A 24,308-nucleotide genomic window follows, 5' to 3' on the forward strand; every position below is an offset into this window, starting at 1 on the left:
GATGTGGCGTCGTTGCGGATCAACCGCCTGAACGGAAATGCCGCGGCGAATGCCGTGTTTCGCGCCGGATCAGCCGGCGGAGGGTCGAGGGCTCGGCATATCCAACCTTGCCCGCGATCTCTTCGACCGACAGGCGCGTGGTCTCGAGCAACGACCGAGCCGTCTCGATCCTGATGCGTTGCACGAATTGAATGGGCGACACGCCGCAGATCGCCTCGAGCCGTCTGGCAAATGTCCGCGGCGTCAGCGCGACGGCAGCGGCAACGTCCCCGATCGTGAAGTCGCGCGCGATGTTGCTGCGCACCCATTTCTCGGCCCTGGCGACCTTGGGGTCCTGGCTGGCAAGATAATTGATCGCCATGAACGGCGCCTGCGAATGCCGCTCGCCAAGCAGCAGGTAATTGGCGCAGCCCTTGGCCAGCGCCGGGCTGCCGAGACGCGTGATCACCGCAAGCATCAGGTCCATTTGCGCCATCGCCGCGCCGGCGGTTGCGATCGGCCAGTCGGCGACCACCATCCGCTCCGTCATCAGCTCGACATTCGGATAGCGTTGCCGAAACAGCGGCGCGAACCACCATGTCGTGGTCGCTCGCTTGCCGTCCAGCAGGCCGGTCTCCGCGAGCAGGAAGCTGCTGGCGCAGGACGCGGCGAGCATCGCGCCGCTCGCGAACGCCGTGACCAGCATGTCGCGGGCGTGCCGACATGCCGGTGTCGCCAGCTTCCGCTCCAGCTCACCGGCCGATGCCGAGCCGAGCCCGGGAACGATGACGAGGTCGGCGCCGCGCAATCGGGCGGCGCGCCGCCTCGGCCCATAACGCAGCGTCGTCACCTCGAAGCGTGTGCGCTTCGTCGTACTGATCCGGTTGGCGGTGGCCAGCACGTCGTGGGTGATGGCGGCCGCTGACGCGAGGCAGCCGTCGATCTCGACAACCGCAATCCTGGTCATGTCATAAAATCCGCGATCAATGTCATTTTTGACACTAGCTGCCGGGCCGGAAAATCGCAACTCTGACGCCGAGACGCTGCCGATCTCGATCAGGAGGACCGCCGATGCCGAACCGGCCGATGACCCAGGACGATCCGCTCGAGGATTTCGAGCGCCGCCAGATCACCCTCGATGGTGCCGGCAAGACCGTCCATGTTGGCGGCGGCGGTCCTGCGGTGATCGTGATGGCGGAGATGCCGGGTATCAGCCCGCATGTGGCGCGCTTCGCCCGCTGGGTTCGCGATGCCGGATTCACCGTCTATATGCCATCGCTGTTCGGCCGTGACGGCGCTATTGCGAGCGCAGAGGAGGGCGCCGCGGTGTTTCAGCGCGCCTGCGTCAGCGCCGAGTTTCGCGCGATGGCCGCAAACCAGTCCAGTCCCGTGACGCAATGGCTGCGCGCGCTGGCGCGATTTGCCCATGACGAATGCGGCGGTCCCGGTGTCGGGGCCATCGGGATGTGCTTTACCGGCAATTTCGCGCTCACCATGATGCTGGAGCCGTCGATGCTGGCGCCGGTGCTTTCGCAGCCGTCATTGCCATTGAACGATCCGGCGGGCATCGAGATCGCGCCGGAAGAGGTCAGGGCGGTGCGCGAGCGGTTGGAGCGCGAAGACCTGACCGTGCTGGCCTATCGCTTTGAGGGCGACAAGTTCTGCATGGCGCAGCGCTTTGCGGCCTATCGCGAGGCGCTCGGCGACCGCTTCATCGGGCGAGTGCTTCCCGACAGCGCGGCGAACCGCGATGTGCCGCCGTTCTTCCGGAATTTCGTCACGACACCGCACAGCGTCGTGACCGTGCATCTGATCGACGAGGCCGGCCAGCCGACCATCGCGGCCCGCGATGAGATCCTGGCGTTTTTCAGGCAGCGGCTGTCACCCGCGAGCGGATGAGCCCGGCCGATCGAAATAGGCGAATGCGGCGCTCGTCAGGCTGCCCAGCAGGGACCAGAACACCAGACTGGTCAGCGTGACGGCGACCATGAACTGATGCGACAGGGACGAAGGCACGTTGGTCTCGACGTGCTCCAGCTCGGGCGCGCCGATCAGATGCGGCAGCATGATCAGGACCACGCCGGCAATGGCGGCCGGCATCGAGCGCCGGAACACGATCAGCCCGAGGCCGGCTGCGGTCGCCAGCACCGCCGTCACCCACCAGATCTGGCGCGAGAGCAATGGAGCGGTGGGGACCCCCGGCAATTCAGGCGGCAGTCCGAGGCCCGGAGCGATGGTGAAGACGGCGAAACCGGCGAGGCCCCACATCAAGCCTTCATGCCACGAGATTTGCTCGCCGGTCGCGCCGCTGCGAACCGCGAGGAAGCCGCAGAGCAGAAGCGCAAAGCCGATCGCGGTCAGGATGTTCGCCCCCGCGGTATAGACGTTGCGTTCCAAACCGTCGCGCGGCTCCCAGGCCTCCGCGCCATGATCATGATCCGCATGATCATGGACGAGGATCGCCTGCGGTGGCGCGGCGGCTTCGTGCTTGTGCGCGGCCGCCTTCTCGTAGACCTCGGCCCTGAGGATCAGGGGAACGGTGCCGAACTGCTGGACCGCCGTGACGATCAGGCCGACGATGAATCCGGCAATGACCGACGAGAAGACGATCGAGCGAAACGTGCTCATGCCAACGAGATCAGTGGCAGGGGAAGGCGTTGGAATGGCGCACGTCATGCGCGGCGTTGTGGATCACGTCGATGTGCGAGAAGCCGACCACGCCGACGATGAACAGGCCGAGCGTCATGGCCATCAACGACTGTACAAGCCGTCCGACCTGTCGGGTAGCGATCGGCAGATGCGTGACCTGAGCTTGAGTAACCTGGGTTTGCGCGGTCTGGGACTGGCTCATGGTCGTTCTCCACATTCGATTTGATCGGCTTCTAGCAGCTTTCGGGTGATGTCGCGACTGGTAAGATGCAAATTTGTTCCAAGAGGAATGCGCTTGCGCTCGATCTTGGCGCGTGCGGCTGCCTTGAAGGCTGGTTCAAACCGCCTGAAATGGGCGAGACATGCGTCCACCGTCGGATCGGTGCCCAGCAGCGTGCGAAAGGCGCCCCGATGCACCGCGCAGATAGCGCGGTGCTCCGGCACGGGAAAGACCAGCGAGGCGATGTCGGCGCGCCAGTGCGCGTCACAGCTCAAGGTGCCGTCGCCGGCAGGGGGGCGGTCAGCGTCGGATGGTGAATTCATCCGGACCTCGCCGCGATTCCCACTTGGCCTGTTCGAGCTCCGGACGGTCGCACTCGGTCTGGGGGTAACCGATGCAGAGATAGCCGATGAATTTCCAGGAGGCCGGGATTTCCAGAACGCCATGAATGCGTTCTGGATTGAGGATCGATACCCAGCCGATGCCGATGCCTTCGGCGCGCGCGGCAAGCCACATCGAGCAGATCCCGGCCACCACGGAATATTCCGACGTCTCCGGCATCGTCGCGCGGCCGAGACCGGCGCCGATCCGGTCGGTCTTCTCGGCAAACACGGCGAGATGTCCCGGCGCCTCCTCGAGGCCCGATAATTTCAACGCGGCGTATTTTGTGGCGCGCTCGCCCGAATAGGACCGCAGCGCATCGGCGTTGCAGGCCTTGAAGTCGTCGATGACAGCGCGGCGTCGTGTCTTGTCGTCGACAATGACGAACCGCCAGGGCTGGCTCAGGCCGACCGAAGGCGACAGGCAGGCGATCTCGATCAGCCGCTCGATCGTGCCATCCGGCAGCGGATCGGTTCGGAACCGCCGCACGTCGCGCCGCCACACGAACAGATCGTGCAGCTGCCGGCGAAACGTATCGTCGAATGAGACCATTGCGGGGCCTTTGGCAGGATCGATCTCGGATTTCATTTAAGCTTCATCGGCAGGCCCGCAACGACGAACTCGACCTCGTCTGCGATGCCGGCGATAGTCTGGTTCATGATTCCTGCGGCGTCGCGGTAAGTCCGCGCCAATGCATTGTCCGGCACGATGCCGAGACCGACCTCGTTGGTGACCAGGATGACCGGGCCGTGCTGGCGCGACAGCGCATCCGCCAGCCGCGTCACTTCCTGCGACCAGTCGCGCCCGGCATGCAGCAGATTGGATAGCCAGAGCGTCAGGCAATCGACCAGCCTTGCACCAGCGCCATCGGTCCCGGACAGCACTTCAACCAGATCGAGCGGCACCTCGCGCTCGATCCAGTCGCTGCCGCGCCGCGCGCGATGTTTGGCGATCCGCTCATCCATTTCCGCATCGAGCGCCTCGGCGGTCGCGATATAGACCGGCTGTCCCGGAAAGCTGCGCGCACGAAGTTCGGCGCGCCGGCTTTTGCCGGACCGCGCTCCCCCCGTGATCAGAATGACGGCCATATCATCTCCTGTGCGACCGGTACGCACGTCGTTCACAAACGCTCTAACCACCAATCGCGGAGAAAGACAAAGCCGAAATCCGTCACGGAGGGCTTGCACTCGGCCGATGTCTTGCGCATCAGGGGGACCGCGGCGCGGAGAGGATTATCGTGGGTTTTGCGGGAGCGATGGCGGTGGCGATGGCGGTGGATGCCCTGATCGGCTGGCCGACGTGGCTGTTTGCCCGCATCGGCCATCCCGTGACCTGGCTCGGCCGGCTGATCAATCTTGTCGATAGCGCCTGGAACCGCGCCTCCGACCCACCGGCGTTTCGTCGCGTGGCTGGCATTGCGGCTGCGATCCTGGTGATCGCGCTGGTGATTGCGCTCGGTTGGGCCGTTCAGTCCGTGCTCGCATCCGGATGGGTTCGCATTGTCCTTGTCGGCGTCCTGGCGTGGCCGCTGGTTGCCGTGCGCTCGCTGCATGACCATGTCGCCGCGGTGGCAAGTCCCTTGGTATCCGGCGACATCACGGCCGCACGTTCGGCGGTCGCGCAGATTGTCGGGCGAGATCCGGCAACGCTCGACGACGTCGGCATCGCGCGCGCCACCATCGAGAGCCTCGCCGAGAATGCATCCGACGGCATCGTGGCGCCGGTGTTCTGGGGCGCGCTGTTCGGCCTGCCGGGAATCCTTGGCTACAAGGCGATCAACACGCTGGACTCCATGATCGGTCATCGCACCGAGCGGCACGAAGCCTTTGGCTGGGCAGCCGCCCGGATCGACGATCTCGCCAATCTCATTCCGGCGCGGTTGACGGGTGTTCTGTTCGTGCTGCTCGCGCCGAACCGTTCGCAGGCGTGGTCATGCATGTTGCGCGATGCGCGCCGGCATCGCTCGCCGAATGCCGGCTGGCCGGAAGCTGCGATGGCCGGCGCGCTCGGCGTGCGGCTCAGCGGTCCCCGCATCTATCACGGGCACGTCGCCGATGAGCCCTGGCTGAACGAGGGGGCGCGCGATCCGGCTGCAGCTGATGTCCTCACCGGGTTGAAACTCTATCGCTACGCCATGGTGCTGTTGGCTGCGGCGTTTGTCGCCCTGGCGCGGGCGTGAAGGTGCGGCGCATGCGTGAGCACGGCGGGAACCTTGATGTCGCCCGGCAGCGCTTCGGCGGCGCCGCGGACGACTGGATCGACCTGTCGACCGGGATCAATCGGGTGCCGTATCCCTTGGTCGATGTCGAGCCGCGGCAATGGAGCGCGTTGCCGTCGCGATCCGATCTTGAATCGCTGCACGACGCTGCGCGGCAGGCCTATGTCACCAAGGCGCCGATCGTGGCGATGGGTGGTGCGCAGGCCGCGATTCAGTTGCTGCCGCATCTGGCGCTCAAGGGGCGGGCGCGGATTCTGGCGCCGACCTACAATGAATATGCCGCGGTGTTGTCGGCCGCCGGCTGGGACGTCGCCGAGGTGTCCGATCTCGCCGCGCTGGCGGGAGCGGACATCGCCGTCGTCGTCAATCCGAACAATCCCGACGGACGACGCCATGACCGGCGCGAGTTGCTGGCACTGCTGCCGCGCGTTGGCCGGCTCGTCATCGACGAGAGTTTTGCGGACGCCGTTCCTGACCTGTCCCTTGCACCGGAAGCAGGACACGCGGGGCTGCTGATCCTGCGCTCATTCGGCAAGTTCTACGGACTTGCCGGCTTGCGCCTCGGCTTCGCGATCGGCAGCGAGGCGGACGTCGCCGCGCTTGCGGCGAGGGCGGGCCCATGGCCGGTTTCGGGAGCAGCAATCGCGATCGGGCGGCGCGCGTTGCTCGATCACGACTGGGCCAAGGCCACGGCCGCGCGGCTCGCGGACGACTGCGTCAGGCTCGATGCAATAGCGCGATCGCAGGGTTGGACGCTGCTCGGTGGCACGTTGCTGTTCCGGCTCTACCAGACGGGCGATGCATTGGCTGCGCAGGAGAAACTTGCCCGTGCGCAGATCTGGTCGCGGGTCTTCCAGCAGAAACCGGGATGGCTGCGCCTCGGCTTGCCGGGAGGCGAGGCCGAGTGGTCGCGCCTTTCCGCCGTGCTGCCCGTTTAGCGCGCCAGCGCGAGCAAGCCTTCGACATCGAGATGGGTCTCGATGTGCCCGGCGAGCGCGTCGAGCGCGCTCTCGACCCTGGCGCCGTAAGTCTGATCCGCCGCGGGGATGTCGAGCTGTGCAAGGAACGCCTTGCGAAATTCGTCCGAGGCGAACAGGCCGTGCAGATAGCTGCCGTGAACGCGCCCGTCTGCGGAGACCGCGCCCTCAGCCGTACCGTCGAGTGATGCAAAGGGCCGCGCGCGATCCGGCCCGTCGGTGCGCCCGATATGGATTTCATAGGCGCTGATCGGCTGGCTGGTCGCGGCATGCACCGCGCTGGAGCGCGTCAGCGTCTTCTGTTCGGTCATGGTGGTTGCGACATCGAGCAGCCCGAGCCCGCGCGTTTCGCCGGCAGGACCTTCGATCCCATCGGGGTCGGCGACGCTGTGTCCTAGCATCTGGTATCCGCCGCACAGGCCGAGGACATGGCCGCCGCGGCGATGATGCGCGAGGAGGTCGATGTCCCAGCCCTGCGCGCGCAGGAAGGCGAGATCGCCGCGGGTCGATTTCGAGCCGGGCAGGATGACGAGCTTCGCATCACCCGGGATGGCTTCGCCCGGACGTACCATCACGAGATCGACGCCGGGCTCGAGCTTCAGCGGATCGAGGTCGTCGAAATTGGCAATCCGCGACAGCGCAAGGAACGCGATCTTGCACTGGCCGGGCTTGCGCGCCTCGCCGAGCCCGAGCGCATCTTCGGCCGGAAGTTCGCCGGCGCGGACGAACCAGGGCAGCACGCCAAAGCCGCGCCACGCCGTGCGTTCTTCGATCAGGCGATAGCCGTCGTCGAACAATGTCGGATCGCCGCGGAATTTGTTGATGACAAAGCCCTGGATCATCGCGGCATCATCAGGGTCGATCACCGTCTTGATGCCGACGAGCTGCGCGATCACGCCGCCGCGGTCGATGTCGCCGACCAGCACCACGGGCACGTCTGCTTTGCGCGCAAATCCCATATTGGCGATATCGGCTTTGCGTAAGTTGACCTCGGCGGGACTGCCGGCGCCCTCGACCAGCACCAGATCGGCGCGCTGCTTCAGGCGCGCAAAACTCTCCAGCACCGCGCCCATCAGCGATGGTTTCATGCCGGCATATTCGCGCGCGCGTGCGGTGGCGATCCGTTTGCCGTGCACGATGACCTGGGCGCCGACATCGGTCTCGGGCTTCAGCAGCACCGGGTTCATGTCGGTGTGCGGCTCGACGCCGGCGGCGAGCGCCTGCAACGCCTGCGCGCGGCCGATCTCGCCGCCATCGACGGTCACGGCGGCGTTGTTCGACATGTTCTGCGGCTTGAACGGCAGCACGCGCAGGCCGCGCCGTCTGGCGGCGCGGGCGAGGCCGGCGACGATGAGCGATTTGCCCACGTCCGAGCCGGCTCCCTGGATCATCAATGCGCGCGCCATCGTGATGCCCGTCAGAACTCGACGCCCGGCTGGGCCTTGATGCCGGAGCGGAACGGATGCTTTACCAGCGTCATCTCGGTGACGAGATCGGCAATCTCGATCAGCTCCTCCTTGGCGTTGCGCCCGGTGAGCACGACATGGGTCATCGGCGGCTTCGACGTGGTCAGGAAGTCGACGACATCGGCGATCGCGAGGTAGTCGTAGCGTAGCGCGATGTTGATCTCGTCGAGCACGACCATGCGCAGGCTCGGGTCTGCGATCAGCTGCTTGGCCTTTTCCCAGCCGGCTTGCGCTGCCGCGATGTCGCGGGCGCGATCCTGCGTCTCCCAGGTAAAGCCTTCGCCCATGGCGTGAAATTGACAGAGATCGCCGAAATGCCCGGTGAGCAGGCGGCGCTCGCCGGTATCCCAGGCGCCCTTGATGAACTGCACCACGGCGCAGGGAAAGCCGTGCGCCACACAGCGCACGATCATGCCGAACGCGGAGGACGATTTTCCTTTGCCGGCGCCGGTATGAACGATGATCAGGCCCTTTTCACCGCTCTTGGTCGCCATGATGCGGTCGCGGGCGGCCTTCTTTTTCGCCATCTTGTCCGCGTGGCGCGCATCCGGCGAAAGATCGGTGCCGACGGCGCCGTCTTCAGCGTCCTTTCCATCAGAAGTCATCACATTCCTTCGGCTTGACAAGTGCGAGGCTTGGACGAATGGTGGTCCTGCGTTGGTTCCTGTCCTACGACAGGCGAAGAGGGAATGCGATAGGGCTCCGCTAAATCGGGCCCGAAGCGCAGCCGCCCCCGCGACCGTGACCGGAGAGATGCCCAAGCCACTGATTCCATACGGAGTCGGGAAGGTGGGCATCGAAGGGTAAAACCTGCTCCGCAAGCCGGGAGACCTGCCAACGCAGCATGTTGTGAAACCGGCGGACGGGGTGTTCCGCGACGGGGAACGAACCTATCCAAAATCGGTTCGTGTGCCTCATCGCTTCCCGCTGTCAATCCAGGAAGGGCGATGAGCGTTACACTTCATGTCTGCATCACCTGCCGCGCCGGCCAGACGCCGGCGGAAGGTGAGCTCGCGCCCGGTGCACGCCTGCATGCCGCGCTTGTCGAGGCCGGCGTGCCTGATGACGTCAATCTGGTTCCCGTCGCATGCCTGTCGGCCTGCAGCCAGGGTTGCTCGGTCGCGCTCAGCGCGCCGGGGCGCTGGTCCTATGTCTACGGCCGACTGTCCGCTGATAATGCCGCGGATGTGATCGCCGGTGCCTCCGCCTATGCGGCGGCGCCCGACGGCATCGTGCCGTGGCGCAGCCGTCCGGAAATCTTCCGCAAGCAATCGCTCGCCCGCATTCCACCTCTTCCCGTCGTGCCGGAGGCCGCAGAATGACCACGCTCGCCAAAATTCCGGTCACCGTCGTGACCGGCTTTCTCGGCTCCGGCAAGACGACACTGATCCAGCATCTGATCCGCAATGCCAACGGCAAGAAGCTCGCGGTACTGGTCAACGAATTCGGCAGCGAAGGCGTCGACGGCGACATCCTGAAGTCGTGCGCCGACGCCAATTGTCCGGCCGAGAACATCGTCGAGCTCGCCAATGGCTGCATCTGCTGCACCGTCGCCGACGATTTCATCCCGGCGATGGAGCAGTTGCTGGCGCGGAACGTGAAGCCCGATCACATCGTGATCGAAACTTCCGGGCTCGCGCTGCCGAAGCCGCTGCTGAAAGCGTTCGACTGGCCGGAGATCCGTTCGCGGATCACGGTCGACGGCGTGATCGCGCTAGCCGACGCCGAGGCCGTCGCCGCCGGCCGTTTTGCGCCTGATCCGGCCGCGGTGGATGCGCAGCGTGCAGCGGACGACAATCTCGACCACGAGACGCCGCTGTCGGAAGTGTTCGAGGACCAGATCGCCTGTGCCGATATCGTGCTGCTGACCAAGGCGGATCTCGCCGGGGCGGAGGGGATCAAGGCAGCGAAAGCGGTGATCGCGGCCGAGATGCCGCGCGAGGTGCCGATGTTGCCCGTCGTCGACGGCACGATCGACGCGCGCGTGATCCTCGGGCTCGGGGCGGCGGCGGAAAGCGATCTCGCGGCGCGGCCGTCGCATCACGATGGCGAGGAGGAACACGAGCACGACGATTTCAATTCCGTCGTGATCGATCTTCCGGAAGTTTCGGATGTCGACGCGCTGGTCGCCTCGATCAAGGGGCTGGCGCGCGAGCAGAACGTGCTGCGCGCCAAGGGCTACATCGCGGTCGAAGGCAAGCCGATGCGGCTGTTGGTGCAATCGGTCGGCGAGCGGGTGCGGCATCAGTTCGACATGCCCTGGGGTGCCCGGGCACGGCAGTCGAAGCTCGTCGTGATCGGCGAACATGCCGACATCGATGAAGCCGCGATCAGGGCACGGCTTGGTGTCTGATGCACGTCGTCTTCCGCGAGAGTCGCGGCCTTGAGGAGACCGCGACGCCAAGGGACCTCGGCCAGGATCCGGCCGATCTCGTGGTGTTGTCGTTTTCCGACAGCGATCTTGCTGCCTTCGCGGCCGGCTGGCGGCGCGGCCGTGCTGCGCTGCCGTCGCTGCGGCTCGCCAATCTCGCGGAGCTGCGCCATCCGCTGTCGGTCGATACCTATATCGAGCGGACGCTCTCGCACGCCCGCGGCATTCTGGTGCGGCTGATCGGCGGCGAGCCCTATTGGTCATACGGGCTGGCCGCGGTGCATCGGCTGGCGAAGGAGCGCGGCATCGCCCTGGTCGTGCTGCCGGCGGATGGCCGCGACGATTTGCGGCTCGATGAATTCTCGACCTTGCCGGTCTCGACGCTGCGCCGTCTGAAGGTGCTGTGCGACAAGGGCGGCCCGGTTGCCGCGCAGGCCGTGATCGCGCAACTGGCGCTGGCGTCCGGACTCTATGCCGGGCCGGTGGTCGGCGAGATCGATCTTCCCGAGATCGGCGTCTACGATTCCCGGCGCGGTGCCATCACGGCGTTGCCGGCACCGGACGGCCGGCCGCGCGTGCTGGTGACGTTTTATCGTTCCTACCTCGCGGCCGGCGATACGGCGCCGGTCGATGCATTGATCGATGCATTGCGTGAGAGGGGCTTTGATGCTCATGGCGTGTTCGTCACTTCGCTGAAGGCTGCGGGCGTGGCCGATTGGCTGCGCGTTCAGCTTGCGCAATGCGCTCCAGCGGCCATCGTCAATGCGACCGCGTTTTCCGCGGCCGGTGACGACGGCACGACGCCGTTCGACGCTGCATCATGCCCGGTGTTCCAGGTCGCGCTGTCGACCGCGCGGCGCGAGGATTGGGCCTTGTCGCTCCGCGGGCTCTCGCCCGGCGATCTCGCGATGCATGTGGTGCTGCCGGAGGTCGACGGCCGCCTGTTCACAGGAGTCGTGAGCTTCAAATCGCCTGGTGAGCGCGATCTTGAGCTGCAATTCGCGCATCTTGCGCATCGGCCGGATGCCGAGCGCGTCGCTGCAATTGCCGCACGCGTGGCCGCCTGGCATCGGCTTGCCAGCAAGCCGGCACAGGAGAAGCGGCTCGCGCTGGTGCTCTCGAACTATCCCGGCCGTCCACATCAGGTCGCGCATGCCGTCGGCCTCGATGCGCTTGCCTCGGTCGGGGCGATGCTGGCTGATCTCGCGGGCGCGGGATTTGACCTTGAGCCGGTGGAGTCACTGGGCGACATTCTTTTGCGCAGGAATTTGACGTGGAACGTCGCCGACTATCGTGCGGCGCTTTCCGGCCTTCCCGAGCTGCTGCAGGACGATCTCAGCCGCGCATGGGGCGCGCCGGAGGATGATCCGGATTGCCGTGACGGCGCATTTCATTTCGCTGCGATCTGCTGCGGCAAATCGGTCATTGCCGTTCAGCCGGAGCGCGGTGAGGTAGGGCAGCGCGACGCCGACTATCACGATCTCGCGCGCACGCCGCGCCACGCCTATGTCGCGTTCTATCTGTGGCTCAGGCAGCAGGCCATCGATGCCGTCGTCCACATCGGCGCGCACGGAACGCTGGAATGGCTGCCCGGCAAGTCGGTTGCGCTGTCGCCCGCATGCTGGCCGGAGGCGCTGATCGGCGATCTGCCTGTTGTCTATCCCTTCATCGTCAACGATCCCGGCGAGGCGGCGCAGGCCAAGCGCCGGATCGGTGCCGTGACGATCGGTCATCTGCCGCCGCCACTGGCACAGGCCGCGGTCCCCAAAGGCTTGCGCAATCTTGAGCGCTTGCTCGATGAGTATTCGACCGCCGATGGTCTCGATCCGGCGCGGCGGCAGCGCCTGATCGCCGCGATCCGCGACGAAGCGCGCATCGCCGGGCTGGAGGACGATCTCGGTCTCGCCGCGTCGGTCTCCGCGGCCGAGGCCATTCCGCAGATCGATCGTTTCGTCTGCGACCTCAAGGAAAGCCAGTTCGGCGACGGCCTGCATGTGTTCGGGCAGGGCGCTTGCGGTGAGGCGGAGAAGGAGGCGTTGCTTGGTGCGCTCGCCGGCCGGCGTGTTGCGCCGGGGCCGTCGGGCTCGCCCTATCGCGGGCGCAGCGACGTGCTCCCGACCGGGCGCAATCTGTTTGCGGTCGATCCGCGCGCGGTGCCGACGCCGTCGGCGCATGCGCAAGGCGTGAAGCTTGCTGAAGAGCTGCTGCGCCGTCATTTGCAGGATCACGGCGACTGGCCGAAGGGACTCGTGGTCGACCTCTGGGGCTCCTCGACGATGCGCACCGCCGGCGAGGACTTTGCGATGGCCCTGCATCTCGCGGGCATCGCGCCGCGCTGGGATCATGGATCGGGGCGGGTGTCGGGCTATGACATCATCGCGCCTGCGGAACTCGGCCGTCCCCGCATCGACGTCACGCTGCGCGTGTCGGGGCTGTTCCGCGACGTCTTCTCAGGGCTGGCCCAGTTATTCGAAGCCGCGGCGGAGGCGTTGTCCGAACGCAGCGACGAGGCGGACGAGAATCCTTACCGGCAGCGCATCGCGCGCGTGTTCGGTCCTCGCCCCGGACATTATGGCGTTGGCATTTCGTCGGTCCCCGACGTCTTCACACCGGAAGCGCGCGAGGCGGCCGGCGAAGCCTGGTTGTCGGCATCGTCGTGGGCTCTCGCATCCGACGGCGAGATGCGGCCCGATCGCGCCGGCATCGAGGCGCGGCTCGCGGCTGCGGACAGTTTTGTTCACACCCAGGATCTGCCGGAGACCGATCTGCTGCTGGCGGCCGACTACGCCGCGCACGAGGCGGGCATCGCGGCGGCGGCGAGGCGCCTTGGCACGAAAGCCCCATCGCTCTATCACCTCGATGCGACGCGGCCGGATCAGCCGCATGCCCGGGCGTTGACCGAGGAAATCTCACGGGTGGTGCGAGTGCGCGCGGCCAACCCTGCCTGGATCGCGGGCATGATGCGCCATGGCTTCCGTGGTGCCGCCGAAATCACAGCGACGTTGGAGCACATGGCGGCGTTCGCCCATCTTGCCGGCGCGGTGCCGCCGCATCTGTTCGATCTCTACTACGATGCGACGCTCGGCAATGACGAGGTTCGCGGCTTCATGGCGCGCGAGAACCCGGCGGCGCTGGCTGCGATCGAAACCTGCTTCGCGAGATTGCATGAAGCCTCGCTCTGGCAGACGCGGCGCAATTCGATCGCGGCTGCGCTGCAGGAGGCCTCATGAGCGCGGTTGCGGTCAAGGGCTGGTGTCCAGGCGCGCTGCGGCCGATGCAGTCAGGCGATGGCCTCGTGGTGCGCATTCGCCCGCGCGGCGGACGGCTGGACGCGGCGCAGGCAGCGGGAATCGCCAGGCTGGCGGCGCGATACGGCAACGGCCTGATCGACCTGACCAGCCGCGCCAATCTCCAGATTCGCGGCGTCAGCGATGAAGGTTATCCGCCCCTGGTCGATGGGCTCGCTGAACTCGGGTTGCTGGACACGGACTCGAATACCGAGGCGCAGCGAAACATTCTGGTGACGCCGTTCTGGACTCTCGCCGACGAGACGCGCTCGCTTGCGACCGAACTTGAGCAGGGGCTTGCCGGTGCCTCGTTTGATCTTCCAACCAAGTTCGGCTTCGCAATCGATGATGGCAATGCGCGGATGCTGGCGGATGCGTCCGCCGATATCAGGATCGAGCGCGATCGCGGCCGGGGACTGCTGGTGCGGGCCAATGGCGCGCAGCGCGGGCTTTCGGTCATGCGGAGCGAGGCCGTTCAGGTCGCGTTGGCGCTGGCCGAATGGTTTGTCACCTCCGGCGGAACCAGGGGTGAGCGGCGACGGATGGCGGCTCATCTCGCCGGCGGCGCGAGCCTGCCGCAGTCGCTTCGCGGTGATGCCGAACCAGTCGGCCAATCGTCGAGTCCCGTGCCGGGCATCTATCCAATGGGCGCGATGGTTGGCGTCGCCTTCGGGCAAATGCCGCACCAGACGCTCAACGATCTCGCCGGCTGCGCGCGGGCTCTCCGCATGACACCGTGGCGGATGATGCTGGTGGAGGGGATGCGCGAGATGCCCGGTGGGGCGGACCTCGTGACTGATGCCGGCGATCCGAGGCTTCGTGTGGTCGCCTGCAGCGGCGCACCGCGCTGCGGCGATGCGCATGCGGACACGCGTATGCTGGCATCGGCGCTCGCGCGGCATATTCCATCCGATGCGCGGCTTCACGTCTCCGGCTGCGCCAAGGGCTGCGCCCATTCCGGTTCTGCGGATGTTACCCTCGTTGCGACAGACGAGGGCTTTGATCTGATCCGCCGCGGCACGACGCGGGATGCGCCGGTCCTCCGAGGATTGAGCAGTACGTACCTCGTTGCAAATCCTACCGTGCTGACGGGAGGCCATTGATGCCGCACGTCTACGAGACCGATGGCGCGGCGATCTATCGCCAGTCCTTTGCCACCATCCGCTCCGAGGCCGATCTTGCCCGCTTCACGCCAGACGAAGAGCCGGTGGTCGTGCGCATGATCCACGCCGCCGGTATGGTAGGCTTGGAAGCGCATGTGCGCTTCACATCAGGCATGGCTGCGCGCGCGCGAGCCGCCTTGCAGGAGGGCGCGCCAATCCTCTGCGACGCGCGCATGGTGTCGGAGGGAATCACGCGCGCGCGGCTGCCGGCCGGCAATGCCGTGATCTGCACGCTCGGCGATGTCAAGGTACCTGCGCTTGCGCAATCGATGCGCAACACGCGCTCCGCGGCAGCGCTCGAGCTGTGGCGGCCGCATCTGGCCGGTGCCATCGTCGCGATCGGCAATGCGCCGACGGCGCTGTTTCATCTGCTCAACATGCTGGAGGATGGTGATTGCCCAAGGCCGGCGGCGATCATCGGCTGTCCGGTCGGCTTTGTCGGCGCGGCGGAATCCAAGGCGGCATTGATGGCTGAGCCCCCCGCGCCGGCGCTGACGGTCGAGGGACGGCTCGGTGGTTCGGCGATCACGGTTGCCGCCGTCAATGCGCTGGCGAGCCGGAGCGAATAGCGATGGGACGTATCATCTGCTGCGGCCTCGGCCCAGGCGATCCGGACCTGATGAGCGTGCGCGCCGACCGCGTTGTGCGTGCCGCGAAGCACGTCGCCTATTTTCGCAAAAAGGGCCAGCCGGGGCAGGCGCGCCGCATTGTCGAAGGCTTGCTCGCCGCAGACGTCAGCGAATATCCGATGGAATATCCGGTCACCACGGAGATCGCGTTCGACAGTCCGGACTATGCGCGGCTGCTTGCCGACTTCTATGACGAATGGGCCGAGCGCCTGGCGCGATTTGCGCGCGGGGTCGACATCGTCGTGCTCTGCGAGGGCGATCCCTATTTCTATGGTTCATTTATGCATCTGCATGCACGGCTGCAGGGGCGTGTCGAGATCGAGGTGATCGCCGGCATTCCCGGCATGGTCGGCTGCTGGAATTCGGTGGGTCAGCCGATTGCGCTGGCCGACGATGTGACGACCGTTCTGATGGGGACGCTGCCGGAGGCGGAGCTCGCCGAGCGGATGCGCAGCTCCGACGCGCTGGTCGTCATGAAGACCGGTCGCAATCTTCCGAAGATTCGCCGCGCGCTGGCGTCCGCGGGGCGCCTCGATGATGCGTGGCTGGTCGAACGCGGCACCATGCCGGATCAGCGCGTCGCACGGCTTGCAGATGTCGGCGAGGCCGATTGTCCGTATTTTGCGATCGTGCTGGTGCACGGGCAGGGGCGGCGCAGGGAGGTCGCGCAATGACCGGCACGCTGACCATCGCGGGGCTCGGCCCGGGCGCCGAGGCGCTGATCACGCCGGAGGTCGCTGCTGCGCTCGCGGCCGCGACCGACATCGTCGGCTATGCGCCCTATGTGACGCGCGTGCCGCCGCGCGCCGGGCTCACGCTGCATCCCTCGGACAATCGCGTGGAGTCGCAGCGCGCCGCTGACGCGCTGCGGCTCGCGTCGGAAGGAGGCCACGTCGTCGTGGTTTCCTCAGGCGATCCCGGCGTGTTTGCGATGGCATCGGCCGTGTTCGAAGCGCTAGAGGACGCGCCGCAATGGCACGACCTGCCGATTCGCGTTCTGCCCGGCGTGACGGCGATGCTGGCGGCGGCGGCAAGCGCCGGCGCGCCGCTCGGTCATGATTTCTGCGCGATCAATCTCTCCGACAATCTCAAGCCCTGGCCGCTGATCGAGAAACGCCTGCGGCTTGCGGCCGAAGCGGATTTCGCGATCGCGATGTACAATCCGCGCTCGGCCAGCCGGCCGGAAGGTTTTGGGCGCGCGCTCGAGATCTTGCGCGAGGCCGGCTGTGACGAGCGGATCGTGGTGTTCGCGCGCTCCGTCAGCACGCCCGAGCAGCGGATCGAGACGGTCGAACTGCGCGACGCAAGGCCAGACATGGCCGACATGCGGACGCTCGTGATCGTCGGCAATTCGGCGACACGGCGGGTCGGCCGCTGGGTCTACGCCCCGAGGCAGGTTCGATGACCGAGCCACTGCATCACCTCGCTCACGCTTTCCACCCGTGGCCGGTCGGGCAGCGACGGCCGTGTGATCATGATGACGGGAAGGCCGAGCACGCGGGCGGCGTCGATCTTGGCGCGCGCGCCGGTTCCGCCGGAGTTGCGGGCGACGATCCATTCGACGCGACGCGTGCGCATCATCGCGAGCTCACCCTCGAGCGTGAAGGGGCCGCGCGACACAATGACGTCGGCATCGGGCAATGGAAGCGCTTGCTCGGGCGGGTCGACGAACCGCAACGTATAGGCATGCTGCGGCCGGGCGCCGAACGGCGCGACGTGCTGGCGGCCGATCGCGAGGAACACGCTGGCGCGGCTGTCCGGCAAGGCCGCGGCCGCGGAGACGACGTCCGCGACTTCGATCCAGCGATCGCCCGCGGCTTTGTCCCAAGGCGCGCGTTCCAGCGCGAGCAGGGGCGTTGCGGTCTGCGCGCAGGCCGCGATGGCGTTGCGGCTCATCTCGGCGGCGAAGGGATGCGTCGCATCGACCACATGCGTGATGGCTTCGCGGTGGAGATAGTCGGCAAGACCGTCGACGCCGCCGAAGCCGCCGATCCTGGTCGGCAGCGGCTGGTCGGCTGGCGTGTGGGTGCGGCCGCCATAGGAATAGACCGCATCGATGCCCGCGCGTGCGATCGCAGCGGCGAGCAGATTGGCATCGGCCGTTCCGCCCAGGATCAGGGCGCGCATCATGGATAATCCCTGGTTGACCATCATCGGCATCGGCGAAGATGGCCTTGCCGGCCTCTCCGATGCAAGCCGAAAGGCGCTGTCCGAAGCCGACACAGTTTTCGGCGGCCAACGGCACCTCGCGCTCGCCGGCATCACCGACCGCGGCCGTGCCTGGCCGGTGCCGTTCGATGCGAACATCGTGCTGAGCTGTCGCGGCCGTCCGACGGCGGTGCTCGCGTCGGGCGATCCGTTCTGGCATGGCGTCGGCGGAAGCCTTGTCGAGAAGCTGCAGGCCGGTGAGTGGGTCGCGCACTCCGCGCCGTCGACGTTCTCACTGGCGGCGGCTCGTTTGGGCTGGCGTATCGAGAATGCTGTCTGTCTCGGTCTTCATGCCGCGCCGTTCGAGCGGCTGTTGCCGCATCTAGTGCGCGATGCGCGGATCATCTGCCTGCTGCGTGACGGCAAGGCAGCTTCCGACCTTGCGCGCTGGCTGACGGAGCGTGGTTGGGGGGCGTCGGCAATATGGACGCTTGCGGCGCTTGGCGGACCGCGTGAATCCATCACGCAGCATCGCGCCGACTCGTATGCGGGTGATTCAGGCGAGAGCCTGGTCGCGATCGCGCTGGAGGCGCGGGGAGCGCAGGGAATCGCACGCAGCTCGGGTCTTGCCGATGCGCTCTTTGTGCATGACGGGCAAATGACAAAGCGGCCGGTCCGCGCGCTTGCGCTGTCGGCGCTCGCGCCGCGGCCCGGTGAGCGGCTGTGGGATGTCGGCTCGGGCTCGGGCTCGATCTCGATCGAGTGGGCGCTGTGTGGAGGGATGGCGATCGCCGTCGAAGCCCGCAGCGAACGCGCCGCCAACATCCGCAGCAATGCGGCGAGCTTCGGCCTGGCGCATCGGATCACGATCATCGAAGGCGAGGCCCCCGGCGCTTTATCGGACCTCGCCGCGCCTGACGCTGTGTTCATCGGCGGCGGCCTCGACGCCGCGATGTTCGATGCGATCTGGTCGCGGATCGCGCCGGGCACGCGGCTGGTCGCACATGCGGTGACCTTGGAGACAGAGGCGCTGCTCTCCGATCTGCACCGGCGTCATGGCGGCGAGTTGATGCGCCTCGAGATCGCGCAGGCCGAGCCATTGGGCCGCTATCGCGCCTGGAAGGCCGCGCGGCCGATCGTGCAATGGAGCGCGCTCCGATGAAAGTCGCCGGTCTCGGATTCAGGCGCAATGCCAGTGTCGCGTCCTTGCGCGACGCACTCGACGCGGCAGGCGGTTCCGACAGCCTTGCGGCAATTGCAACGGTGAGTGACAAGGCCGATGCGGCGGCATTGAGGGACTTGGCGCGGGAATTGGGGCTGCCGGTCCTGAGCATTCCCGCCGGGGTCCTGGCTGAAATAAAGACTGCAACGCAATCCGAGTTCATCGAGGCGAGATTCGGAACGGGCTCGGTCGCCGAAGCTGCGGCGATCGCTGCAGCAGGGCGCGGTGCGCGCCTGATCTCGATCAGGACCGCGTCACCGGACCGGATGGCCGTTGCGGCGATCGCGGAAGGAGACGGCGAATGACGGTGCATTTCATCGGCGCAGGGCCTGGCGCTGCCGATTTGCTGACCCTGCGCGGGCGCGATCTCATCGCCTCGTGCCCGGTTTGTCTCTATGCCGGATCGCTGGTGCCAGCGGGTGTTCTGGCGCATTGTCCGCCGGATGCGCGCATCGTCAACACCGCGTCGCTCTCGCTCGACCAAATCATCGCCGAGCTCGCTGCCGCGCATGCGGAGGGCAAGGACGTCGCGCGGCTGCATTCGGGCGATCTCTCGATCTGGTCGGCGATGGGCGAGCAGCTGCGCCGGCTGCGCGCGTTGCGGATTCCGTATTCGGTCACGCCCGGGGTGCCGGCCTTCTCGGCAGCCGCGGCGGCGCTGGAGGCCGAGCTCACGCTGCCGGGCCTTGCGCAATCGGTGGTGCTGACGCGCACGCCGGGCCGGGCGAGCGCGATGCCTGATGGCGAGACGCTCGCAGCCTTTGCCGCGACCGGCGCGGTGCTGGCGATCCATCTTTCGATCCATCTGCTCGACAAGGTCATCGCCGAGCTCACGCCGCACTACGGCGCGGATTGCCCGGTTGCGATCGTCTGGCGCGCGAGCTGGCCGGACCAGCGCATCGTGCGCGGCACGCTCGCGACGCTCGATACCGCCGTCGGCCCCGAGCTCGAACGCACTGCGCTCATTCTGGTCGGCAAGACGCTCGGCGCGGACGAATTCGCCGAGAGCCGTCTCTATGCAGCTGACTACGACCGTCGCTACCGTCCGGTCGGGGCGGCGCCGCGTTTTCCGGAATCGTCGCCGGAATCATCGCAATGACCGCGGCGCTCGTCATCTCTGCGCCGGCATCCGGTGTCGGCAAGACGACGCTGACCCTGGCGTTGGCGCGCGCCTATCGCAATCGTGGTCTCAAGGTACAATGCCTCAAGAGTGGGCCTGATTACATCGATCCCGCCTTTCACGCGGTCGCCACGGGACGCCCGTCTGTCAACATCGATAGCTGGGCGATGGCGCGCGAAGCGATCGCGCATTTGGCAGGCCGCGGCGCGGACGCCGATCTCGTGCTGGCGGAAGGCTCGATGGGACTGTTCGACGGCGTCGCCGCGCGGGGCGTCTCGGGGACCGGCGCCACCGCCGACATCGCCGAGATGATGGGATGGCCGGTATTGCTGGTGATCGATCCCTCCGGCCACGCACAGACGGCAGCGGCAGTCGCGGCGGGATTGCGTGATTTTCGCGCCGGCGTACGGCTTGCCGGCGTCGTCCTCAATCGCGTCGCGAGCGCACGGCATGAAGCCCTGGTGCGCAGTGCCATGGAAGGCGCGGGCATCCCGGTGTTGGGATCGCTGCCGCGCCACGCCGAGATCGCCTTGCCGAAGCGTCACCTCGGCCTGGTACAGGCCGAAGAGCAGGCTCAAATCGACGGTCTGATCGACGAAGCCGCACGCTTCGTCGCCGAGCATGTCGATCTCGACGCCGTGCTGAAATCGGCCGAGGTCTGGTCGCCGCAATCCGCCGTACCCAGCCTGGACATCACGCCGCCCGGCCAGCGCATTGCGCTGGCGCGCGATACCGCATTCTCGTTCGTCTATCCGCACATGCTGGAAGCCTGGCGCGCGGCCGGCGCTGAGATCGTGACGTTCTCGCCGCTTGCGGACGAAGGCCCCGACGCGGACGCCGATGTGTGCTGGCTGCCCGGCGGCTATCCCGAACTGCATGCCGGCCGGCTTGCGGCCAACAGGCAATTTCTCGGGCGGCTCCGCGCCTTCGCCGAGACGCGGCCGGTGCATGGCGAATGCGGGGGCTACATGGTGCTGGGCGCCGCATTGACCGATGCCGACGGCGTGCGCCACGAGATGGCGGGCCTGCTCGGCCTTGAGACGAGCTATGCCAAGCGCCGCATGCATCTGGGCTACCGGCTCGCCGAGCTCGCCGCACCGATGCCCGGCCACGGCCCAGGCGCACGCCTGCGCGGCCACGAGTTTCACTATTCGACGATCATCGCGCAGCCCGACACGCCGCTCGCGGTGGTGCGTGATGCGACCGGTACGATCGTTGCGGAGACCGGATCGCGGCGCGGCTGTGCGACGGGTACATTCTTCCATCTGATTGCGGAGGACCGGTGAGCGGATTCGTTTCCTTCGTCTCGGCCGGTCCCGGCGATCCCGAACTCCTGACCATGAAGGGAGCGGCGCGGCTGCGCAAGGCCGATGTGGTGCTCTATGACGATCTTGCCTCGGGCGCGATCCTCGATCTCGCGCGCGCCGGCGCCAACCTCGTCGCGGTCGGCAAGCGCGCCGGCCGCCTGTCGGCGAAGCAGCACCATGTCAGCCGGCTGCTGGTCGATTATGCCACCGCCGGCGTGCGGGTCGTGCGGCTGAAATCCGGCGACGCCGGTATTTTTGGACGGCTCGAGGAGGAGATCGAAGCGCTGCGCGCGGCCGGCATCGGCTACGAAATCATTCCCGGTGTGACCTCGGCCTCGGTTGCCGCCGCGCAGGCCGGCATTCCGCTGACGCGTCGGCTGACCTCGCGCCGGGTCCAGTTCGTCACCGGCGCCGATGTGACGGGCGAATTGCCCGCGGATCTGAACTGGGCGGCGCTGGCCGATCCGGAAGCGACCACCGTCGTCTACATGGGGCGGCGGACCTTCCCGGCATTGGCCGCAAGGCTGATCGCGCACGGCCTCGCGCCCGACACGCCCGCACTGCTGGCGGAATCGCTCGGGCACACCGACGAGCGGCTGCTTCGCACCACGATCGCAGCGCTGGCCGAACAGCTCACGCATGCCGGCGCGGCCACGGCGGCTGCCGTTATCCTGTTCGGTGCGCTGGCGCCGGAACAAGGGTGACGCGGCCATGTTGACGCTGTCCCTGATCGGCATCGGTTGTGGTGATCCCCGGCAGCTCACTTTCGCCGCGACCGCCGCGATCAATGCCGCCGACCTGATCCTGATCCCGCGCAAGGGGACGGCGAAGTCGGATCTCGCCGAGTTGCGTCGCACCATCTGCGCAGAAGCGTTGAGCAATGACTGCACACGCATTGCCGAGTTCGACCTGCCGGTGCGTGACGCCGGTGAGGAGGACTATCGCAAGGGTGTGGACGATTGGCACGATGCGATCGCCGCGACGTGGTCGCAGGAAATCGCGCGCCATCTCGGCGGGGAGGGACGCGTCGCCCTGCTGATCTGGGGCGATCCCTCGCTCTACGATTCGAGCCTGCGGATTGCGAGACGGCTCGATCCGTTGCCATCGATCGAGGTGATCCCGGGCATCACGTCGATCCAGGCGCTGTGCGCGGCGCATGCGCTGCCGCTCAATGAGATCGGCGAGCCGTTCCTCGTGACGACCGGCCGGCGGCTGCGCGATGGCGGCTGGCCGCCCGGCCTCGACACCGTGGTCGTGATGCTCGACGGCGGCGCCGCCTTCCAGACGCTGGATCCTGCCGGACTGCAAATCTGGTGGGGCGCCTATCTCGGCATGCCCGATCAGATCGTCATGGCGGGGGAACTGGCAGTGGTGGGCCCTCGCATCGTCGCCGCGCGACGCGAGGCACGCCAGCGGCACGGCTGGATCATGGACAGCTATGTCCTGAAGCGGAGTTCGTGATCCAGATTTTGCTCCGGGGGCATTCCATGCAGCGGGGCCGCTAGGTCTTCAACCCGCGAATCGATGGTTGGATGGTCAGGCGGTAAGCGACAAGCTTGTCGCCATCGAACTGCTCGAGGGTCGTCTCGCAAACCGGGCAGCGATACTCGCCCTCACTTCCTGACCCGGATGCCAGCTCAAGGCGTCGGAATCCAGCCCCGCAACGCGGGCATGTGACGTCGTCCTTCTTCATCAACTCACCCCAGAACAACACCGGCGCTCCTTTTAGCCCAGACCGCGCGGCGGAACTATGTTCATGGCCGGAGAGCTACCGGATCATTCGTGCATGGAAGCGGCGGTGCGTCGTCGAGCGGGCGACAGCGCAGCCGATCGCGCGGAGCCGATTTTCAACGCGTTATGCAAGTTCGGCAATGGGTTATGGCTCGGCTCTTAAGGAGCATGGGCCGCTGGACCGTGCAGCAATAGTGACTGCCATGTCGTTGTGTTCGAGAGAAATGCTGCGTCTGCTCAATACCACGCGCGATCGCCGGCACGCCCGAGGCCCACCGGCGATCAATCGCGATCAGCTATTGCCTGATCAGACGAACCACGTCCTGTCGCAGCAGGTAGAGCGAGACGGCGAGCAGGACGACGTCCTTCATCAGGAAGGGCACGTTACCGGTCATCGCGGGGAAGCCACCGGCGGCAACGTCCCAGCCATCGGGCATGAACGGAATGATGGTGACCGTCGCGATGAAGGTTCCGGTCGAGCCGAGGGCGCCGAGCACGCCTAGCCGCTTGTCCCAGAAGCCCGCGAGCAGCAGCGAACCGAACGTCCACTCAGAGGCGCCAAGGAAGTAGCTGGCGCCGGCGTGGCCGAACGCTGGGTACAGCCACCAGATCAGCGGCCCGTTGCTGATGAACGGGACCAGCCGTTCGAACTCGTACGGAAACCACTTCTGGTAACCGAAGAACAGGAACATGATCACCATCGCGGCCCGGACGACGTGATAGTCGAGATCTTCCGCGAGCAGGCCGGACCTATGAAGCGCGCGGACAAGCGGATTTTGTGTGGTGTTGGCAAGCGTGGTCATGGTCGTGATCCTTTTCGCGTGACATCGCCCGGTCGCTTCACGCGACTGCCGGGAAGTCGATGTCGGTGTCGTTGATGCGGTTGAAGACGTTGGTGAAGACCGTGGTCGCAAACGCCAGGCTGATCTCGACCAGTTGCGCGTCGCTGTAGCCGGCGGACTTGATCGCGGCGAAATCCTCGTCGCTCACGGTGCCGCTCGACTGCGCGAGCTTGCGCACGAAATGCACGAGCGCATCGCGCTTGGCGTCACCGGTCGGCGCGCCGTCGCGGATCTGCTTGAGCACATCGGCATTCACGCCGGCGAGCCTGGCGAGATGCGAGTGCGCGGCGACACAATAATCGCAGCCGCTGGCAGCGCTGATCACGAGCTTGACGATCTCCAGGTCGCGCCGGGGCAGGCTACCGCCAGTCAGGACGGCATCGGCCGCGAGGATCGATTTGAGCGCGGCCGGACCGTGGGCGGCAATCGCCGCGTAGGTGTTCGGGACGGCGCCGATCGCCTTCTTGATCTGGGCGTAGACCTGGCCCGACGGACCGATATCGGCTTCGAGGTTCGGAACTGAGAGACGAGACATGGTGGCACTCCTTGTTCGGGGTAGTGAACGATTGCGGAGTGACAATAGGATCGAGATTTGAGA

Annotated in this window: 27 protein-coding genes and 1 riboswitch; of the genes, 16 read left to right on the plus strand and 11 right to left on the minus strand. The window is 66.7% G+C overall.

The window, feature by feature from the left end:
- Positions 1-19: 19 nt before the first annotated feature.
- Positions 20-946 (minus strand): GlxA family transcriptional regulator, encoded by a 927-nt coding sequence (locus ACVMIH_RS01290; RefSeq protein WP_057015882.1) that lies wholly within the window; start codon positions 944-946, stop codon positions 20-22.
- Positions 947-1,050: 104 nt separating this feature from the next.
- Between ACVMIH_RS01290 and ACVMIH_RS01295 the strand changes: the two genes are divergently transcribed.
- Complete coding sequence (locus ACVMIH_RS01295) at positions 1,051-1,878, plus strand: dienelactone hydrolase family protein (RefSeq protein WP_456860455.1); 828 nt, start codon at positions 1,051-1,053, stop codon at positions 1,876-1,878.
- On the opposite strand, the gene ACVMIH_RS01300 is transcribed toward ACVMIH_RS01295, so the two are convergent.
- Genes ACVMIH_RS01300 through cobU form a run of 5 tightly spaced genes read right to left on the minus strand, consistent with a single transcriptional unit; the run spans position 1,861 to position 4,317 of the window.
- Positions 1,861-2,607: a CbtA family protein gene (locus tag ACVMIH_RS01300; RefSeq protein ID WP_092079904.1), complete on the minus strand. Its 747-nt coding sequence runs from the start codon at positions 2,605-2,607 to the stop codon at positions 1,861-1,863. The two genes, ACVMIH_RS01295 and ACVMIH_RS01300, sit on opposite strands and share 18 nt — an antisense overlap.
- Positions 2,608-2,617: 10 nt before the next feature.
- Positions 2,618-2,830, minus strand: a complete 213-nt coding sequence (locus ACVMIH_RS01305; RefSeq protein ID WP_456784431.1) for a CbtB domain-containing protein — start codon at positions 2,828-2,830, stop codon at positions 2,618-2,620.
- Positions 2,827-3,171, minus strand: coding sequence for a hypothetical protein (locus ACVMIH_RS01310; protein WP_076833476.1), 345 nt, complete (start codon positions 3,169-3,171; stop codon positions 2,827-2,829). Before ACVMIH_RS01310 ends, ACVMIH_RS01305 begins: the two co-directional genes overlap by 4 nt.
- Positions 3,149-3,781, minus strand: coding sequence for a 5,6-dimethylbenzimidazole synthase (gene bluB, locus ACVMIH_RS01315; protein WP_057015939.1), 633 nt, complete (start codon positions 3,779-3,781; stop codon positions 3,149-3,151). The genes ACVMIH_RS01310 and bluB overlap by 23 nt, the downstream gene beginning before the upstream one ends.
- 32 nt (positions 3,782-3,813) lie before the next feature.
- Positions 3,814-4,317, minus strand: coding sequence for a bifunctional adenosylcobinamide kinase/adenosylcobinamide-phosphate guanylyltransferase (gene cobU / locus ACVMIH_RS01320; protein WP_456860457.1), 504 nt, complete (start codon positions 4,315-4,317; stop codon positions 3,814-3,816).
- 149 nt (positions 4,318-4,466) lie between these two features.
- On the opposite strand from cobU, the gene cbiB reads away from it, so the two are divergent.
- Both cbiB and cobD read left to right on the plus strand, forming a co-directional pair.
- Positions 4,467-5,408, plus strand: coding sequence for an adenosylcobinamide-phosphate synthase CbiB (gene cbiB, locus ACVMIH_RS01325; protein ID WP_456860459.1), 942 nt, complete (start codon positions 4,467-4,469; stop codon positions 5,406-5,408).
- Positions 5,409-5,419: 11 nt separating this feature from the next.
- Positions 5,420-6,385 carry a threonine-phosphate decarboxylase CobD gene (gene cobD, locus ACVMIH_RS01330; RefSeq protein ID WP_456860461.1) on the plus strand — a complete coding sequence of 322 codons (966 nt, stop codon included), beginning with the start codon at positions 5,420-5,422 and terminating at the stop codon, positions 6,383-6,385.
- Here cobD and ACVMIH_RS01335 read toward each other — a convergent pair.
- Both ACVMIH_RS01335 and cobO read right to left on the minus strand, forming a co-directional pair.
- Positions 6,382-7,830, minus strand: a complete 1,449-nt coding sequence (locus tag ACVMIH_RS01335) for a cobyric acid synthase (protein ID WP_057015889.1) — start codon at positions 7,828-7,830, stop codon at positions 6,382-6,384. The genes cobD and ACVMIH_RS01335 overlap by 4 nt on opposite strands.
- 11 nt (positions 7,831-7,841) lie before the next feature.
- Positions 7,842-8,495, minus strand: coding sequence for a cob(I)yrinic acid a,c-diamide adenosyltransferase (gene cobO, locus ACVMIH_RS01340; protein WP_229193022.1), 654 nt, complete (start codon positions 8,493-8,495; stop codon positions 7,842-7,844).
- 36 nt (positions 8,496-8,531) lie between these two features.
- Positions 8,532-8,743: riboswitch (cobalamin riboswitch) on the plus strand.
- A 94-nt stretch (positions 8,744-8,837) separates the two neighbouring features.
- On the opposite strand from cobO, the gene ACVMIH_RS01345 reads away from it, so the two are divergent.
- Genes ACVMIH_RS01345 through cobJ form a run of 7 tightly spaced genes read left to right on the plus strand, consistent with a single transcriptional unit; the run spans position 8,838 to position 16,745 of the window.
- Complete coding sequence (locus ACVMIH_RS01345; protein ID WP_028331460.1) at positions 8,838-9,212, plus strand: DUF1636 family protein; 375 nt, start codon at positions 8,838-8,840, stop codon at positions 9,210-9,212.
- Positions 9,209-10,243 (plus strand): cobalamin biosynthesis protein CobW, encoded by a 1,035-nt coding sequence (gene cobW, locus ACVMIH_RS01350; protein WP_253609414.1) that lies wholly within the window; start codon positions 9,209-9,211, stop codon positions 10,241-10,243. Before ACVMIH_RS01345 ends, cobW begins: the two co-directional genes overlap by 4 nt.
- Entirely contained in the window at positions 10,243-13,491 is a 3,249-nt protein-coding gene (gene cobN, locus ACVMIH_RS01355) for a cobaltochelatase subunit CobN (protein WP_456860463.1), read from the plus strand. Before cobW ends, cobN begins: the two co-directional genes overlap by 1 nt.
- Positions 13,488-14,651, plus strand: a complete 1,164-nt coding sequence (cobG, locus tag ACVMIH_RS01360; protein ID WP_456860465.1) for a precorrin-3B synthase — start codon at positions 13,488-13,490, stop codon at positions 14,649-14,651. The genes cobN and cobG overlap by 4 nt, the downstream gene beginning before the upstream one ends.
- On the plus strand, positions 14,651-15,280 hold the full coding sequence (locus tag ACVMIH_RS01365; protein WP_456860467.1) for a precorrin-8X methylmutase: 630 nt from the start codon (positions 14,651-14,653) through the stop codon (positions 15,278-15,280). The genes cobG and ACVMIH_RS01365 overlap by 1 nt, the downstream gene beginning before the upstream one ends.
- A 2-nt stretch (positions 15,281-15,282) precedes the next feature.
- Positions 15,283-16,014, plus strand: coding sequence for a precorrin-2 C(20)-methyltransferase (locus ACVMIH_RS01370; RefSeq protein ID WP_456860469.1), 732 nt, complete (start codon positions 15,283-15,285; stop codon positions 16,012-16,014).
- Positions 16,011-16,745 carry a precorrin-3B C(17)-methyltransferase gene (gene cobJ, locus ACVMIH_RS01375; RefSeq protein ID WP_076833496.1) on the plus strand — a complete coding sequence of 245 codons (735 nt, stop codon included), beginning with the start codon at positions 16,011-16,013 and terminating at the stop codon, positions 16,743-16,745. Before ACVMIH_RS01370 ends, cobJ begins: the two co-directional genes overlap by 4 nt.
- On the opposite strand, the gene ACVMIH_RS01380 is transcribed toward cobJ, so the two are convergent.
- The gene (locus tag ACVMIH_RS01380; RefSeq protein ID WP_456860471.1) at positions 16,721-17,470 is read right to left on the minus strand and encodes a cobalt-precorrin-6A reductase; all 750 of its coding nucleotides are present in this window, start codon (positions 17,468-17,470) and stop codon (positions 16,721-16,723) included. The two genes, cobJ and ACVMIH_RS01380, sit on opposite strands and share 25 nt — an antisense overlap.
- On the opposite strand from ACVMIH_RS01380, the gene cbiE reads away from it, so the two are divergent.
- The 6 genes from cbiE to cobF are packed head-to-tail and all read left to right on the plus strand — an operon-like array spanning position 17,469 to position 22,598.
- Positions 17,469-18,650, plus strand: coding sequence for a precorrin-6y C5,15-methyltransferase (decarboxylating) subunit CbiE (gene cbiE, locus ACVMIH_RS01385; RefSeq protein ID WP_456860473.1), 1,182 nt, complete (start codon positions 17,469-17,471; stop codon positions 18,648-18,650). The two genes, ACVMIH_RS01380 and cbiE, sit on opposite strands and share 2 nt — an antisense overlap.
- Positions 18,647-19,015, plus strand: a complete 369-nt coding sequence (locus ACVMIH_RS01390; protein WP_057015941.1) for a cobalamin biosynthesis protein — start codon at positions 18,647-18,649, stop codon at positions 19,013-19,015. The genes cbiE and ACVMIH_RS01390 overlap by 4 nt, the downstream gene beginning before the upstream one ends.
- Entirely contained in the window at positions 19,012-19,809 is a 798-nt protein-coding gene (cobM, locus tag ACVMIH_RS01395) for a precorrin-4 C(11)-methyltransferase (protein WP_456860475.1), read from the plus strand. The genes ACVMIH_RS01390 and cobM overlap by 4 nt, the downstream gene beginning before the upstream one ends.
- Positions 19,806-21,116 carry a cobyrinate a,c-diamide synthase gene (locus tag ACVMIH_RS01400; protein WP_057015900.1) on the plus strand — a complete coding sequence of 437 codons (1,311 nt, stop codon included), beginning with the start codon at positions 19,806-19,808 and terminating at the stop codon, positions 21,114-21,116. Before cobM ends, ACVMIH_RS01400 begins: the two co-directional genes overlap by 4 nt.
- Positions 21,113-21,841 carry a uroporphyrinogen-III C-methyltransferase gene (gene cobA / locus ACVMIH_RS01405; protein WP_057015901.1) on the plus strand — a complete coding sequence of 243 codons (729 nt, stop codon included), beginning with the start codon at positions 21,113-21,115 and terminating at the stop codon, positions 21,839-21,841. Before ACVMIH_RS01400 ends, cobA begins: the two co-directional genes overlap by 4 nt.
- Positions 21,842-21,848: 7 nt before the next feature.
- Positions 21,849-22,598, plus strand: coding sequence for a precorrin-6A synthase (deacetylating) (cobF, locus tag ACVMIH_RS01410; RefSeq protein WP_456851805.1), 750 nt, complete (start codon positions 21,849-21,851; stop codon positions 22,596-22,598).
- A gap of 566 nt (positions 22,599-23,164) precedes the next feature.
- Here the strand turns inward: cobF and ACVMIH_RS01415 are convergent.
- Together ACVMIH_RS01415 and ACVMIH_RS01420 are read right to left on the minus strand one after the other, a co-directional pair.
- Positions 23,165-23,671, minus strand: coding sequence for a YkgB family protein (locus ACVMIH_RS01415; RefSeq protein WP_057015903.1), 507 nt, complete (start codon positions 23,669-23,671; stop codon positions 23,165-23,167).
- Positions 23,672-23,708: 37 nt separating this feature from the next.
- The gene (locus ACVMIH_RS01420) at positions 23,709-24,245 is read right to left on the minus strand and encodes a carboxymuconolactone decarboxylase family protein (RefSeq protein ID WP_456860478.1); all 537 of its coding nucleotides are present in this window, start codon (positions 24,243-24,245) and stop codon (positions 23,709-23,711) included.
- Positions 24,246-24,308: the final 63 nt, after the last annotated feature.

It is taken from the genome of Bradyrhizobium sp. USDA 4503, from assembly GCF_054055815.1.

Coding starts and splice junctions, on each gene's coding strand:
- ACVMIH_RS01290 (WP_057015882.1), bottom strand. CDS start 946: ATGACCAGGATTGCGGTTGTCGAGATCGACGGCTGCCTCGCGTCAGCG.
- ACVMIH_RS01295 (WP_456860455.1), top strand. CDS start 1,051: ATGCCGAACCGGCCGATGACCCAGGACGATCCGCTCGAGGATTTCGAG.
- ACVMIH_RS01300 (WP_092079904.1), bottom strand. CDS start 2,607: ATGAGCACGTTTCGCTCGATCGTCTTCTCGTCGGTCATTGCCGGATTC.
- ACVMIH_RS01305 (WP_456784431.1), bottom strand. CDS start 2,830: ATGAGCCAGTCCCAGACCGCGCAAACCCAGGTTACTCAAGCTCAGGTC.
- ACVMIH_RS01310 (WP_076833476.1), bottom strand. CDS start 3,171: ATGAATTCACCATCCGACGCTGACCGCCCCCCTGCCGGCGACGGCACC.
- bluB (WP_057015939.1), bottom strand. CDS start 3,781: ATGGTCTCATTCGACGATACGTTTCGCCGGCAGCTGCACGATCTGTTC.
- cobU (WP_456860457.1), bottom strand. CDS start 4,317: ATGGCCGTCATTCTGATCACGGGGGGAGCGCGGTCCGGCAAAAGCCGG.
- cobD (WP_456860461.1), top strand. CDS start 5,420: ATGCGTGAGCACGGCGGGAACCTTGATGTCGCCCGGCAGCGCTTCGGC.
- ACVMIH_RS01335 (WP_057015889.1), bottom strand. CDS start 7,830: ATGGCGCGCGCATTGATGATCCAGGGAGCCGGCTCGGACGTGGGCAAA.
- cobO (WP_229193022.1), bottom strand. CDS start 8,495: ATGACTTCTGATGGAAAGGACGCTGAAGACGGCGCCGTCGGCACCGAT.
- ACVMIH_RS01345 (WP_028331460.1), top strand. CDS start 8,838: ATGAGCGTTACACTTCATGTCTGCATCACCTGCCGCGCCGGCCAGACG.
- cobW (WP_253609414.1), top strand. CDS start 9,209: ATGACCACGCTCGCCAAAATTCCGGTCACCGTCGTGACCGGCTTTCTC.
- cobN (WP_456860463.1), top strand. CDS start 10,243: ATGCACGTCGTCTTCCGCGAGAGTCGCGGCCTTGAGGAGACCGCGACG.
- cobG (WP_456860465.1), top strand. CDS start 13,488: ATGAGCGCGGTTGCGGTCAAGGGCTGGTGTCCAGGCGCGCTGCGGCCG.
- ACVMIH_RS01365 (WP_456860467.1), top strand. CDS start 14,651: ATGCCGCACGTCTACGAGACCGATGGCGCGGCGATCTATCGCCAGTCC.
- ACVMIH_RS01370 (WP_456860469.1), top strand. CDS start 15,283: ATGGGACGTATCATCTGCTGCGGCCTCGGCCCAGGCGATCCGGACCTG.
- cobJ (WP_076833496.1), top strand. CDS start 16,011: ATGACCGGCACGCTGACCATCGCGGGGCTCGGCCCGGGCGCCGAGGCG.
- cbiE (WP_456860473.1), top strand. CDS start 17,469: ATGGATAATCCCTGGTTGACCATCATCGGCATCGGCGAAGATGGCCTT.
- ACVMIH_RS01380 (WP_456860471.1), bottom strand. CDS start 17,470: ATGATGCGCGCCCTGATCCTGGGCGGAACGGCCGATGCCAATCTGCTC.
- ACVMIH_RS01390 (WP_057015941.1), top strand. CDS start 18,647: ATGAAAGTCGCCGGTCTCGGATTCAGGCGCAATGCCAGTGTCGCGTCC.
- cobM (WP_456860475.1), top strand. CDS start 19,012: ATGACGGTGCATTTCATCGGCGCAGGGCCTGGCGCTGCCGATTTGCTG.
- ACVMIH_RS01400 (WP_057015900.1), top strand. CDS start 19,806: ATGACCGCGGCGCTCGTCATCTCTGCGCCGGCATCCGGTGTCGGCAAG.
- cobF (WP_456851805.1), top strand. CDS start 21,849: ATGTTGACGCTGTCCCTGATCGGCATCGGTTGTGGTGATCCCCGGCAG.
- ACVMIH_RS01415 (WP_057015903.1), bottom strand. CDS start 23,671: ATGACCACGCTTGCCAACACCACACAAAATCCGCTTGTCCGCGCGCTT.
- ACVMIH_RS01420 (WP_456860478.1), bottom strand. CDS start 24,245: ATGTCTCGTCTCTCAGTTCCGAACCTCGAAGCCGATATCGGTCCGTCG.